Origin of the sequence: Nocardiopsis sp. TSRI0078, from assembly GCF_001905145.1 — a bacterium.
Lineage (GTDB): Bacteria > Actinomycetota > Actinomycetes > Streptosporangiales > Streptosporangiaceae > Nocardiopsis.
The window spans coordinates 460,797-473,247 of record NZ_LWLB01000033.1; the positions used below are offsets into that span (position 1 = coordinate 460,797).

The 12,451-nt window shown below is 71.7% G+C and carries 10 protein-coding genes and 2 pseudogenes; 5 read left to right on the forward strand and 7 right to left on the reverse strand.

Translation table 11 applies throughout. The annotated features are described in order from the left end of the window. The first annotated feature begins 75 nt into the window (after positions 1 to 75). The 4 genes from A6A08_RS21235 to A6A08_RS21250 all read left to right on the forward strand — a co-directional run bounded on the left by A6A08_RS21235 (position 76) and on the right by A6A08_RS21250 (position 5,348). Entirely contained in the window at positions 76 to 1,086 is a 1,011-nt protein-coding gene (locus tag A6A08_RS21235) for an NADP-dependent oxidoreductase (protein WP_073704370.1), read from the forward strand. 89 nt (positions 1,087 to 1,175) lie between these two features. After that, on the forward strand, positions 1,176 to 1,994 hold the full coding sequence (locus A6A08_RS21240; RefSeq protein WP_073704371.1) for an aldo/keto reductase: 819 nt from the start codon (positions 1,176 to 1,178) through the stop codon (positions 1,992 to 1,994). A 340-nt stretch (positions 1,995 to 2,334) separates the two neighbouring features. Beyond that, complete coding sequence (locus A6A08_RS21245) at positions 2,335 to 3,216, forward strand: alpha/beta fold hydrolase (protein ID WP_073704372.1); 882 nt, start codon at positions 2,335 to 2,337, stop codon at positions 3,214 to 3,216. A gap of 452 nt (positions 3,217 to 3,668) precedes the next feature. Continuing rightward, positions 3,669 to 5,348, forward strand: a complete 1,680-nt coding sequence (locus tag A6A08_RS21250) for a BCCT family transporter (RefSeq protein ID WP_073704373.1) — start codon at positions 3,669 to 3,671, stop codon at positions 5,346 to 5,348. Between the two features lie 19 nt (positions 5,349 to 5,367). Here the strand turns inward: A6A08_RS21250 and A6A08_RS21255 are convergent, their stop codons facing one another. The 3 genes and pseudogenes from A6A08_RS21255 to A6A08_RS21265 all read right to left on the reverse strand — a co-directional run bounded on the left by A6A08_RS21255 (position 5,368) and on the right by A6A08_RS21265 (position 8,841). Next, positions 5,368 to 6,321: an aminoglycoside 3'-phosphotransferase gene (locus tag A6A08_RS21255; RefSeq protein ID WP_338013136.1), complete on the reverse strand. Its 954-nt coding sequence runs from the start codon at positions 6,319 to 6,321 to the stop codon at positions 5,368 to 5,370. Further along, positions 6,313 to 7,257: pseudogene (locus tag A6A08_RS21260) on the reverse strand (GNAT family N-acetyltransferase); the annotation flags it as partial. The pseudogene A6A08_RS21260 and the gene A6A08_RS21255, both read right to left, overlap by 9 nt. A gap of 201 nt (positions 7,258 to 7,458) precedes the next feature. Then, complete coding sequence (locus A6A08_RS21265) at positions 7,459 to 8,841, reverse strand: benzoate/H(+) symporter BenE family transporter (protein ID WP_073704374.1); 1,383 nt, start codon at positions 8,839 to 8,841, stop codon at positions 7,459 to 7,461. Between the two features lie 120 nt (positions 8,842 to 8,961). Here A6A08_RS21265 and A6A08_RS28930 point away from each other — a divergent pair. Then, positions 8,962 to 9,147: pseudogene (locus A6A08_RS28930) on the forward strand (SAM-dependent methyltransferase); the annotation flags it as partial. 39 nt (positions 9,148 to 9,186) lie between these two features. Here A6A08_RS28930 and A6A08_RS21275 read toward each other — a convergent pair. The 4 genes from A6A08_RS21275 to solA form a co-directional block, all read right to left on the reverse strand. Next, positions 9,187 to 9,549 carry an antibiotic biosynthesis monooxygenase gene (locus A6A08_RS21275; protein WP_073704375.1) on the reverse strand — a complete coding sequence of 121 codons (363 nt, stop codon included), beginning with the start codon at positions 9,547 to 9,549 and terminating at the stop codon, positions 9,187 to 9,189. 95 nt (positions 9,550 to 9,644) lie between these two features. Continuing rightward, positions 9,645 to 10,076, reverse strand: a complete 432-nt coding sequence (locus A6A08_RS21280) for a VOC family protein (RefSeq protein WP_073704412.1) — start codon at positions 10,074 to 10,076, stop codon at positions 9,645 to 9,647. Positions 10,077 to 10,168: 92 nt separating this feature from the next. Further along, positions 10,169 to 10,978, reverse strand: coding sequence for an SDR family oxidoreductase (locus tag A6A08_RS21285; RefSeq protein ID WP_073704376.1), 810 nt, complete (start codon positions 10,976 to 10,978; stop codon positions 10,169 to 10,171). 119 nt (positions 10,979 to 11,097) lie between these two features. Next, complete coding sequence (gene solA, locus A6A08_RS21290) at positions 11,098 to 12,273, reverse strand: N-methyl-L-tryptophan oxidase (RefSeq protein WP_073704377.1); 1,176 nt, start codon at positions 12,271 to 12,273, stop codon at positions 11,098 to 11,100. Between the last annotated feature and the right edge of the window lie 178 nt (positions 12,274 to 12,451).

Below are 12,451 nucleotides of genomic sequence, written 5' to 3' on the forward strand. Positions count from 1 at the left end.
TGGGTCACCGGACTAGTGTCGGTTCGGTCCGCAGGTCACCGCACCAACACACAGCGAAGTCACGGAGGCTCCACCATGTCCGTCACCAGCAGGGAGGTCCACCTGGCGGCCCGTCCCGTCGGAGAGCCGAAGCCCGCCGACTTCTCCCTCGTGGAGACCACCGTCGGGGACCCGGGGCCCGGGGAGGTCCTGGTACGCAACGACTGGATGTCCGTGGACCCGTACATGCGCGGGCGTATGAACGACGTCAAGTCCTACGTGCCGCCGTTCCAGCTCGGCGAGCCGATGGAGGGCGGCGCGGTGGGCGTGGTCACCGCCTCCGGCAGCGACGAGGTCCCGGTGGGCACCACCGTCCTGCACATGGGCGGGTGGCGCGAGTACGCGCTGCTGCCCGCGAAGGCCGTGCGCGCGGTGGACGCCTCGCTGGCCCCCGCCGAGGCCTACCTCGGCGTGCTGGGCATGGTCGGCCTCACCGCCTACGCGGGCCTGACCGAGGTCGCCCCGGTCCGCGAGGGCGACGTGGTCTTCGTCTCCGGCGCCGCGGGCGCGGTCGGCTCCATCGCCGGACAGGTCGCCCGCCGACTGGGCGCGTCCCGTGTGGTCGGCTCCGCGGGCGGCCCGGAGAAGAAGCGCCGCCTCCTGGAGGAGTTCGGCTTCGACGCCGCCATCGACTACCGCGAGGGCCGTCTGGAGGAGCAGCTCGCCGAGGCCGCGCCCGAGGGCGTCGACGTCTACTTCGACAACGTCGGCGGCGACCACCTGCGGGCCGCCATCGCCGCGATGCGCAACCACGGCCGGATCGCCCTGTGCGGCGCGGTCTCCCAGTACAACGCGACCGAGCCCGCACCCGGCCCCGACAACCTCTTCCTCGCCGTCGGCAAGCGCCTCAGCCTGCGCGGGTTCATCGTCGGCGACCACGGCCACCTCATGGGGGAGTACGCCGAGCGGGCCTCCGGATGGATCGCCGACGGCAGCCTGCGCACCGAGGAGACCGTCGTGGAGGGCATCGACAACGCGGTGCGGGCCTTCCTCGACATGATGCGGGGCGCCAACACCGGCAAGATGCTGGTCCGCCTCACATCCTGACCGCTTGCCTGGAGTGCACTCCAGGTCGTCATCATGGGGGAGGACCCCCCACAGCCACCACCTACTCCGTGATCACGGAAAGGGCATCCATGCAGCACGTCACGCTGAACAACGGCCTCACCATGCCGCAACTCGGGTTCGGCGTCTGGCAGGTCCCCGACGACGAGGCCCAGTCCGCCGTCACGACCGCCCTGGAGGCCGGGTACCGCAGCATCGACACCGCCCGGATCTACGACAACGAGAAGGGCACGGGCCACGCCCTCGCCCAGTCCGGCATCCCCCGCGAGGAGCTGTTCGTCACCACCAAGCTGTGGAACGACGACCAGGGCTACGACCAGGCGCTCAAGGCCTTCGATGCCAGCCTGGAGCGGCTCGGCCTGGACTACGTCGACCTGTACCTGATCCACTGGCCCGCTCCGAAGCAGGACGCCTACGTCGAGACCTGGAAGGCGCTGGAGCGCATCCACTCCGAGGGTCGCGCCAAGTCCATCGGCGTGTCCAACTTCACCGAGCCGACCCTGGACCGCCTGGTCTCCGAGACCGAGGTCGTCCCGGTCCTCAACCAGATCGAGCTGCACCCCTACCTCTCGCAGGAGGCCATGCGCGCGGCCAACGCCCGCCACGGCCTGCTCACCGAGGCATGGAGCCCGCTCGGCCAGGGCAAGGGGCTGCTGGAGGACCCGGAGCTGACCGCCCTCGGCGAGAAGCACGGCAAGTCCGCGGCGCAGGTCGTGCTGCGCTGGCACCTGCAGCTCGGCAACGTCGTGATCCCCAAGTCCGTGACCCCGTCCCGGATCCGGGAGAACTTCGACGTGTTCGACTTCGAGCTGTCCGCCGAGGACATGGACCGGATCGGGTCGCTCGACCGCGGCGGCCGCATCGGTCCGGACCCCGACACGATGGGTTGATCCGGAGGTGTTCCCGGGCCGTTCCCGGCCCGGGAACACCCCTTCCGGGGGACGCGGCGGAGGCACCCCGTCGCGCCGACGAACACGGACGCACACGGACGGACGCGGATAAACATCGCGGCGCCCGATGGCCGGAAGCGGCCGGACAGGCTACCTCCGCACCAGGGTGAACAGCCGCAACAGGAGGGCGCTCAGCAACGGGTATGGATCTGCTGAGTCTCAGGTCGGAAACACCCACCACCCCAGGTGGCGTGGTACCGGACGGAGGCGTACAGTTCCTCTCTGGTGCGTCGGCGAACAAGGACGGCGACACCGCTCTCCTCTAGGCGAAACCAGACACATGACCGTCGTTCCCCTTCGTGCAGCACGTGTCTACCGTTCGGACAACGCCGAGCGCTCCGTGCACGCGTGGTGCCACAAAGCCCTGAGCCAGTGGCCCGAACTCGGGCCCCTTCCCCCCGTGGAGACCCGCCTGGGGAGTACACAGGCCTTCCGCGCCGCCGGCGGCCCCGGCACCCCGGTGCTGGTGCTGTCGGGAACCAACTTCAACGCGGCCACCACGGTGCCCGCCGCCCGCGCGCTGTCCGCGGACCGGCCGGTACTGCTGGTCGACCCGCCTGGACAGCCCGGCCTCAGCTGCAGCCAGCGGGTCGGGGGAGCCAGGATCGACACCTACGGCGCCTGGCTCGACGAGCTCCTGCCGCAGATCACCGACCGGCCCGTGCTCGTGCTGGGCCACTCCCGCGGCGCGGCCGTCGCGCTCGCCTCGACTCCGTCCCCGCTGGTCGCGGGGCTCCTGCTGCTCAACCCCGCCGGGCTGACCGCCGCCGGGGTGAGCTCGGAGTCGATGCGCACCATGCTGCCGTGGATGATCCATCCCAACGAGCACACCAGCGGACGACTGGTCGAGTTCCTCAGCGGCCCGTCCACCGCGTGCGACGAGCACCGTGCCGAGGCCGAGTGGCTCACCCTGGTGGCCCGGTACTGCCGTACGGGTTCCATGCCCAGCCCCCTGCAGGCGGAGCACTTCCGCGCCTGGGCGGGTACGCCGGTCGCGGTCGCGACCGGTTCGCACGACCAGTTCTTCTCCCCCGCGCGCCTGCACGGCCCGGCGCGCCGGTTCCTGGACACCGAGGTCCGCACCATCGAGGGAGCGGGCCACCTGTCGCTGTACGAGCAGCCCGAGTCCGTACGCGACCTGCTGCGCGGGTTCGACTCCTGACCGGTCTCCCCTCCCGGCGGCGCACGGCCGCCGGGACCAGGCCGCACGCACCCTCTCTTCCCCCGACCGCCGCGGGCGCCGTGCCCGTGCCCGGCGGGCGCGCGCCCTGAGGCGCGACGCACCGGCATCCACCGGGCACGCCCGGGCCGGGCCCGGCGACCCTCCGCCGCGAGCGCCGTGTCCGTGTCCCCCCGGGGCCGGAGGCGCCGGGACAAACGGGGCACGGTATGCGCGGTTCCGCAAGAACATGCCTTATGCGGCTTTTAGTATGCCTTTCTTCATGATCTGCTGTGTGTTGATAATGCTGCTGGGTAAGGACGGTTCCGACTCCCCTGAAGAGGAAGGGTAAACAGGAAATCCCGTCCCGAGACGTATCCTTGCCCAAGGCCGATGCGGGCCGACGAGCCTTTATCCCCTGCCGAACGTCTCCGAAACACCAGAAAGCAGTCGGCATGTTCGAAAAGCTGGCACAAAGGCTGGGGCTCCACACGAACCCCACGATCTTCTTCGTGTCCGCCGCGTTGACGGTTGTCTTCGTGGTGAGCGCGATCGTCTTCACCGACGTGGTGGACGCCGTCTTCGGTACGACCTCGGACTGGATCCTCACCAACCTCGGATGGCTCTACATCCTCGGTGTGACCACCTTCCTCATCTTCCTGATCTGGATCGCGTTCAGCCGGTTCGGGACCGTACGCCTGGGACAGCCGGACAGCAGGCCCGAGTACAGCAACCCCGTCTGGTTCGCCATGCTGTTCGCCGCGGGTATCGGCAGCATCCTGATGTTCTGGGGCGTGGCCGAGCCCGTCAGCCACTACGCCGAACCGCCGCGTGCGGGCGTCGAACCCCAGACGATCGAGGCGGCCGAGGAGGCGATGGGCTTCACGCTCTACCACTTCGGCTTGCACACCTGGACGATCTTTTGCCTGCCGGCCCTCGCCTTCGCCTACTTCGTGTACCGCAAGGGACTGCCGTTCCGTGTCAGCTCGATCTTCCACCCCTTCCTCGGGGAGGGGATCCACGGCCCCCTGGGCCGGGCGATCGACGTCATCGCGGTCCTGGGCACGCTGTTCGGCGTCTCCGTCACCATCGGCCTGGGCACCCTCCAGATCAACAGCGGCCTCAACACCCTGTTCGGCGTGGAGGAGAGCCGCCTCACCCAGCTGATCCTCATCGCCGTCGTCACGACCATCGCCGTGGTCTCCGTGGCCAGCGGCCTCGACATCGGCATCAAGTGGCTGTCCACGATCAACATCTTCATGGCCGTGGCGCTGCTGCTCTTCGTCTTCCTGGCGGGGTCGACGCTCTTCCTGGCCAAGGGCATCATCGAGACCACGGGCATCTACCTGGAGATGCTGATCCCGCTGTCGTTCTGGAACGACACCTTCGCCAACACCGGATGGCAGGGGTCCTGGACCGTCTTCTACTGGGCGTGGACCATCACCTGGTCGCCGTTCGTCGGCATCTTCATCGCGCGCATCTCCAAGGGCCGCACCATCCGGGAGTTCGTCCTCGGCGTGCTGGCCGCGCCCACCGTGTTCAGCGTCATCTGGTTCAGCGTGTTCGGCCTGTCCTCCTTCAACATCGAGAGGAACCAGGGAGGCAACCTGGTCGAGGAGGTGGTCACGCAGGAGGACGTCCCCGGCGCACTCTTCGCGTTCCTGGAGCACTTCCCGCTGACGATCATCATGTCGATGCTGAGCATCCTCATCGTCCTCATCTTCTTCACCACCTCCTCCGACTCGGCCTCCCTCGTGGTGGACATCCTCTGCTCCGGTGAGGCGGGCAACCCGACCCGTCAGCGGGTCTTCTGGGGGGTCACCGAGGGCGTCGTGGCCGCGACGGTGCTCACCGCGTCCGGCACGGGCGGTCTGGACGCCCTGCAGCAGACGATCATCGTGTTCGGGCTGCCGTTCTTCGTGATCGGCTTCTTCATGATGGTGGGGCTCGTTCGGTCCCTCCAGGCCGAGTTCGCGGAGGGGTCGGGTGTCCAGCGCGAGCGCAACGCACCGCTCACCACCAGGGCGCGCAGGCTCCGGCGGAGCCAGAAGCGCCAGGGTGGTGACGTGGGCAGCCGTTCGGGGGAGCGCAACGGGGGCAACGGCAACGGCAACGGCTTCTCCAAGGAGAACTGACCGGACGGCCCCGCACCGGTCAGAGGAACTCGTCGATCTCGGCCCACAGCCGCAACCGGTCGGGATCGATGTCCTCGCGTCCGTAGAGGTCCAGAAAGAGTTCGGCGTCCTCCGGGCCGAACTGCGGGTTCAGCGGGCTGCGCAGGCTGGCCACCATGTTCGCCAGGTCCGCGTGCGGATCACCCAGCCCGGCCCGTCCCAGGTCGACGAAGCCCCAGCCGCCCGGGTTCCCGCCGTCCTCACGGCCGCCCCGCGTCCCGTGGACGTCGAGCAGTACGTTGGGCAGACAGTAGTCGCCGTGGATCAGCGCCGTCGGGCCGGGGCCCAGAGCACGGGCGCGCTCGGCCACCCCGGCGAACACCTCGGCGGCCGGCGGCCCCTCCCGTCCCGCGGCGGCCCAGGACCGGTCCACCAGCCCCGACGCGACCCGCGCGGACGCCTCCGCCAACTGGACGCGCGGCGTCATGTCGAACGGGCACCCCTCGGCCGGAGCACCGTGCAGGGCGCGGGCGAGGAGCCCGAGCACACGGTGCCGGTCCCCGGCGGGCCAGGGCTCGTGGGCGGCGCGCCCGTCCAGGTGGCTCATGGCCAGCCAACGTCGTCCCGCCCGGGCACCCGACCCCAGCACGCACGGCACCGGCAGTCCCCGCTTCCGCAGCCAGCGCAGACGTTCCTCCTGTCCCAGGAGTTCGGTCACCAGGTCGGGACGGGTCGTGTCCACCGTCTTGAGCACCGCGACGGGGCGGTCCGAGGAGTCGAACAGTCGGGCGACGCGGGCCCCCGACAGCCCCACGTCGATGTCCTCCACGCGGGCGGTGTCCGCGAACGGCGGGATCGGCATGCCCCGAACCCTGGTGTCGCCGCCCGCACGGCTCCAGTGCTTTTCCGGGGCGGCCCCTGACCGGTGCCGTCCACCTGACGGAGGGGCCGGGGCGACCGCCCCGGCCCCGGTGGGCTGCTTCTCCCAGTCCATGTTGACGACCCCGCTGAGCGTGACGTACCCCGCCCGCTGGAAGGCCCGTGCCATCGGCACGTTGCTCTTGTCGGTGGCGGCGCGGACGCGTTCGGCGCCCTCCTCGGCCAGGACACGGGTGCCCTCGGCGAGGATGTCGTCGATGTACCCGTTCCCGCGGTGCTCGGGCAGCACCGCGATGTAGCCGATCATGGCGTGGTAGTCGTTGCGCGCGGGCAGGACGAACCCGACCGGCTCGCCGCCGGGCAGCGTCGCGATCCGCCACCACTCCCGGGGCGTCGTGTACCGCGCGAACTCGTCGGCGTAGTTCTCGGCGGCCACCTCTTCCGCCGTCCTGTGTTCGAGTTCGGCGCGGTCGTGGGCGTCCAGGGTCCCCCGCAGCGCCCGGGCCATCAGGCCGAGGATCTCCTCCTCGTCCCGGATCGGCCGGAACCGGAGGCGGTCGCCCGGTCGGGGAACCGTGCCGCCGGGTGTCCACTCGAAGCGCAGGCGCTCCACGAGCAGTGATCCGCCGTTGCGCTCGACGGCGGCCATGCGCTCCTCCACGGCGCGCCGCTCCCGGGGCTCCCGTTGCCAGTCGGCCGGGACGAAGCGCAGGTACTCGGGCGGGGTCCCTCCCTCGGACAGGGTCGCGGCCGAGGCGGTACGCAGCAGGTGCTCGGCCACCTCCACGCGGTCGACGTCGCCGGCCGCGTCGTCCACGTCGAGGACGTCCAGCAGGAGGGGTGCGACGTCGCTGTTGCGGCACCACCAGGACAGGCGGGCCAGGAGGCGGTCGCCGTCCAGGGCGACCCACATCCACGAGGGACGGCGGCGGCCCTCGGCGAGGTCGTCGCCGATCTCGGAGTTCTGGACGTAGGGGAGCCGGTTGAACAGCTCCAGCTCCTCCGGTCCGGTGATCGGACGGATGGTCAGGTCATGCGTTGTGACGGTCAAGCGACACCTTCGGTGTGTGTGCGCCCGCCCGCTCCGGGGTCAGTTGTCGGAAGTTCCCCGGGAGGACACGAGCGCGGTGGTTGCGGTGAACACGGCTCAGCCTCCTTTCGTCGTCGCGGCCCCGGTCCCGCTGTGGTCAGGGCTCCGTCAGTTGTAGCGGTGTCCGCGCCGGCGGCGCAAGCCCCTTTTCCGCGGCCTCCCTCAGGCGTGCTCCGCGTCGCCGGTGCCGCCACCCGCTCCGGCCTGCGCGGGCCGCCCGCTCACGGGGTCCGTCCCGACCCGAAGGGAGTTCTCGGCGCCGGAGTCCCCCGGGGCGCCGGTCGCCGTCCCCCCGGGCTCGGCGTCCCGGGCGTCCTCCCCGGTCCCGTCGGCCCCGTTCCCGTCCGCGTTCCGCCCGTCCCGGGACCGGCGCCAGGAGCGTGTCACCGCCAGTGTCAGCGCCCCCGCGAGCAGGCCCCAGAAGGCCGATCCCACCCCCAGAAGGGTGAAACCCGACGCCGTGGCCAGGAAGGTCACCACCGCCGCCTCCCGGGAGCGCTCGTCTCCCAGGGCCGAGGCCAGCGACCCGCCGATGGTGCCGAGCAGGCCCAGCCCGGCGATGCCCAGGATCAGCGGAGGCGGCAGCGCGGCCAGCAGCGACGCCACCGTCGCCCCGAAGATCCCCACGCACAGGTAGAACACGCCCGCCCACACCCCGGCGAGGTAGCGGCGCTCCCGGTCCGGGTGCGCCTGCGGTCCGGTGCAGATGGCGGCGGTGATCGCGGCCAGGTTCATCCCGAAGCACCCGAACGGGGCCAGCACGAGGTTGGTCGCCCCGGTCCACCCGATCACCGACGAGATCGGCACCCGGTAGCCGTCGCCCCTCAGCACCACCGCCCCCGGCAGGTTCTGCGAGGCCATGGTCACCACGAACAGCGGTACGCCCACGCTCACCAGCACCTGCCAGGAGAACTCGGGTGCCACGAACACCGGTCTGGCCAGCGACGGGGACACGCCGCCCAGGTCCAGCGTTCCCCGCGCCGCCGCGGCGACCCCGCCCGCGACCAGGGACAGGATGACCGCGTAGCGCGGCAGCCACCGGCGGCACAGCAGGTACACCGCGAACATGGCGAAAACGACCGCGAAGTCGTCCTCCATGCTCGTGAACAGGCCCATTCCGAACTGGAGCAGTACACCGGCCAGCAGCCCCGCCGCGAGCGGGACCGGCACGCGGTCCATGACCCTCTCGAACCACCCGGTGACACCGCTCAGGGTGATCAGCGCCGCCGAGAACAGGAACGCCCCCACGGCCTGCGCCATCGTGACCCCGTCCAGGCCCACCGCCAGCAGCGCCGCACCCGGCGTGGACCAGGCGGTCACCACCGGAGCCCGGTGGCGCAGGGACAGGCCCGCACAGGTCACGGCCATGCCCACGCCCAGGGCCAGCATCCACGAGGCGACCTGCCCTGAGGAGGCTCCGGCCGCCTCGGCGGCCGTGAACACGATCGCCGCGGAACTGGTCACACCGACCAGGACGGCGATCAGACCGGCGGCGACCGCGGGAGCGGGGGCGACGGAATCGACATAACGGACAAGGGTTCTCATGGTGTGCCATTCTCGCGCGCCGCCGGACACACGCCGTCACCAGGGGGGAGGGAGAACCGGTGGCTCCGGTCCAGCGGACCGGGGGAGGAGGCCGCCATGGGACGAAGCTTCGACGAACTCGTGGCCACGGAGTTCTTCGGCGTCGGCGCTGTCGTGTCTTCCTGCGCAAGGTGGTCTGGACGGTGCCCGGGTTCACCGTGGACGCCTACCGGGACCGCCTCCGGGCCATGCACGGGCACATCGAGCGGGAGGTCGTTCACGGCCACCACGACACGCTTCCTCATCGAGGCCCGCAGGCCCCGCTGACCCGTCCGGGCCGCGGGGCGCGGACGCCCGTCCCGATGGTCAGGACTCGGCGCAGACCCGCTGGACGACCTCGAAGCCCCAGATCTCGCTGTTGCTCGCTGCCGGACCGCCGTGCCCGTGGCCGTGCCCGGCCGGTGCGCCCTCCTTCTGCGCGTCCGCGGCGGCCTGGGCGTGCCCCTGACGGAACGCCTGGCCGTTCACCCAGTTCTGGAAGTCCTCCTCGGACCGCCACCGGGTGTACACCAGGTACTTGTCGGTGCCCTCGACCGGGCGCAGCAACTGGAACTCCTCGAACCCGGGCTGGTCCTCCACCAGTCCGGCCCGCTTGGCGAAACGCTCCTCCAGGGTGGTCCCGGCGCCCTCGGGGACGGTCAGGACGTTGAACTTGACGACGCTGCTCACGCGGCACCTCTCTCGGTTGTCTGCCGGTCCTCCGCCCAACCTAGGACAACCTCCGCCGCCGCCCGCACCGCCCCGCCCGTCCCGACCGTGCTCCCTCAGCCGAAGACGACCCTGCCGGTGTCGTCCACGTGCCAGCCCGGGTTGTGCGCGATCTCCCACACCACCCCGTTCGGGTCCTCCACGTGGGCGTGGAAGATCCCGCCGAACTCACCCTGCTGCGGGGCCTTGAGCACCTTCGCGCCGGCCCTGGCCATCGCGTCGACGGTCCACTCGACCTCCTCGGGGCCGTCGACGTTGTGCGACAGGGTCACCCCCGACGCACCGGTCGTGCCGGCCCGGCGCCCCAGGTCCCGGTCGAACTTCTCCGCGTCGAAGAGGCCCAGGACCAGCCCCGGGGCGATCTGGAAGAAGATGATCTCCCCCGGGACGTCCATGAGAGGCTCCCAGCCGAGCCCGTCACGGTAGAAACCCCGGGCGGCGTCCAGGTCGGCGGTCGCGAGGGTGACGAAGTGGGCCTGCTGCTTCACGATGTCCTCCAAAGATCGGTGGGCCACCTTGCGCATCCTGCCGGAGGAGGGCGACCCTTCGGGAGAGGCACCGCCGTACACGCCCCGGCCCGTCACCGCAGCCCGTGCCTGCGGGCGACCAGTCCCAGGACGGCCGAACGCGGAAGCAGCCGCCGCAGAGCGAACACCACCGGGGCGTTGCTGCCCACGGCGTAGAGGGGCCGGGGCGGGTCGGCCTCGACCGCGCGCACGACCGTGCGGGCCACCGCCCCCGCCGAGATCCCCGCGGCCTCGTTGGCGTTGAGCGCGTCGAGCATGGTGCGGTACTCGGCCGTGTACGGCGAACCGTCCCCCAGGTACTGGGTCCGCCGCTCGCTGATACCGGTGTTGATCGATCCCGGCTCCACGGTGGCCACTCCCACGCCGTACGGGGACACCTCGCGGCGCAGCGCGTCGGCGAACCCCTTGAGCGCCGCCTTGGAGGCCACGTACGACGACCGGTAGGCCAGCGGGAAGCTCGCCAGCATCGACCCCACCATCACCACCCGCCCGTACCGGCGTGCGCGCATGCCCGGAAGCAGCAGCTGGGTGAGCCGCACCGCGCCGAACACGTTGATCCGGAACAACCGCTCCACGGCGTCCGCGGGCAGCTCCTCGAACGGTCCGCTCTGGCTCTCGCCCGCGTTGTTGACCAGCACGTCCACGTCTTCGGCCGCGGCGGCGCACGCCTCCACGGACGCCTCATCGGCCAGGTCCAGGGGCAGGTACTCCACACCCGGGACCGGGTCGGCCACCGACCCCGGCGCACGGCTGGTCCCGTACACGCGGTGGCCGCGCCGGACGAGTTCGGCGGCCACGGCCGCGCCGATGCCCGACGACGCGCCCGTGACGAGCGCGGTCCGCCGTGGGGTGGGACTGTTCATGGGTTTCCTTCCGGCAGGAGGGGACGGGGGGACACGCTCGCGCCGCGCGTGTGAGTGATGATCGCACGCCGCCCGCCGCCGGAAGGACACCGTCCCCGCTTCGCCGCCGGCCGGCCCGGTCAGTCCCAGCGGTGGGGGTCGAACATGCCGATCGGCAGGTCGGTGCGCCCGTGCTGGGCGAGGTCGGCCAGGGCCGCGCCGACGGCCGAGGCGAACTTGTAGCCGTGCCCGGAGAAGCCTCCCGCCAGCACCAGACCGGGCAGCTCCCGGCGGTGTCCGATGAGGAAGTGCTCGTCGGCGGTCATCGTGTACATGCACGCCACCATGCGCTCGGGGAGGACGGAGACCCCGCGCAGCCCGGAGGCCAGCTCGCCGAGCCGCCTGGCGTCGGCGGCGTCGGGAGCCCGGGGCCCCGTGTCGGGGTCGACCGGCTCACCCCACTGCGCGCCCTCGGCCCTGTTCCCCGGCGCCTCGGCGTGCACACCGATCTTGACGGTCCGCCCGCCGTCCATACTGGGAAAGCCGTACCACGTGCAGTCGTCCCCGTCCCGGGCGAACACCGGCCCGCGAGCGTGCGGGGACGGGACGCGCGTGGTGCGGAACCATCCCAGCACCCGGCGTTCGACCCGCAGCCCGCCGCCCGGCTCCGCCGCCTCGGGTACCAGCCGCGGCAGCCAGGACCCGACGGTGACGACCACCCGGCGGGCCCGGATCTCGGTTCCGTCGCCCAGCAGCACGCGGGGACGGTCCGGGTCCGGCACGATCCTGGCCGCCCTGGTCCCGGTGAGCACCCGCGCGCCCGCCTCCCCGGCGAGGCGCACGGCCGCCCGGACCGCGGCCTCGGGCAGGACCACGCCCGCCTCCTCCTCGAAGACCCCCACCTCGCCCGGGCCCACCGCGTGCTGGGGGAAGCGCTCGGCCACCTGCTCGTGAGAGAGCAGCTGGTAGGAGAGGCCGTGCTGCTCGGCGGCCTCGACCGATCCGGTGACGGCGGAGCTGTCCGGGGCACCGAGCATCAGCGCGCCGGTGGGCACCACCAGGCGTGTTCCGGAGGCCTCCTCCAGCTCCGACCACGCGCGCCAGGCCGACCGTACGAGGGGCACGTATCCGGCGCCCTCCATGTAGGCGGTGCGGATGATGCGGGACTCACCGTGGCTGGAGCCGCGGTCGTGCCCGGGGGCGAACTGCTCGATCCCGACCGCGTCCACGCCGCGCCGGGCCAGGCGCCACAGGGCCTGCGCCCCCATGGCTCCCAGTCCGACCACGACGGTGTCGGCCTCCCTCTGCTCCGCCACGTGTGGCCCCCTGTCCCCGCGGTCGTGTCCGGGCCCCGCCCCGGGGGTCCCGGGGCCATGATCGCAGGCCGCGCGCATGGCGGACGCCCGCCCACCCCCTGGGGGTGGACGGGCGCCCTGTCTCGGAAGGGAGCCGAGAGCGGAAGGAGTGAGCGGTTACTGGACGGGCGGGTGGGCG

Bases quoted from the DNA above. Each gene is read 5' to 3' on its own strand.
- A6A08_RS21235 (WP_073704370.1), top strand. From the start codon at position 76: ATGTCCGTCACCAGCAGGGAGGTCCACCTGGCGGCCCGTCCCGTCGGA.
- A6A08_RS21240 (WP_073704371.1), top strand. From the start codon at position 1,176: ATGCAGCACGTCACGCTGAACAACGGCCTCACCATGCCGCAACTCGGG.
- A6A08_RS21245 (WP_073704372.1), top strand. From the start codon at position 2,335: ATGACCGTCGTTCCCCTTCGTGCAGCACGTGTCTACCGTTCGGACAAC.
- A6A08_RS21250 (WP_073704373.1), top strand. From the start codon at position 3,669: ATGTTCGAAAAGCTGGCACAAAGGCTGGGGCTCCACACGAACCCCACG.
- A6A08_RS21255 (WP_338013136.1), bottom strand. From the start codon at position 6,321: ATGGACTGGGAGAAGCAGCCCACCGGGGCCGGGGCGGTCGCCCCGGCC.
- A6A08_RS21265 (WP_073704374.1), bottom strand. From the start codon at position 8,841: ATGAGAACCCTTGTCCGTTATGTCGATTCCGTCGCCCCCGCTCCCGCG.
- A6A08_RS21285 (WP_073704376.1), bottom strand. From the start codon at position 10,978: ATGAACAGTCCCACCCCACGGCGGACCGCGCTCGTCACGGGCGCGTCG.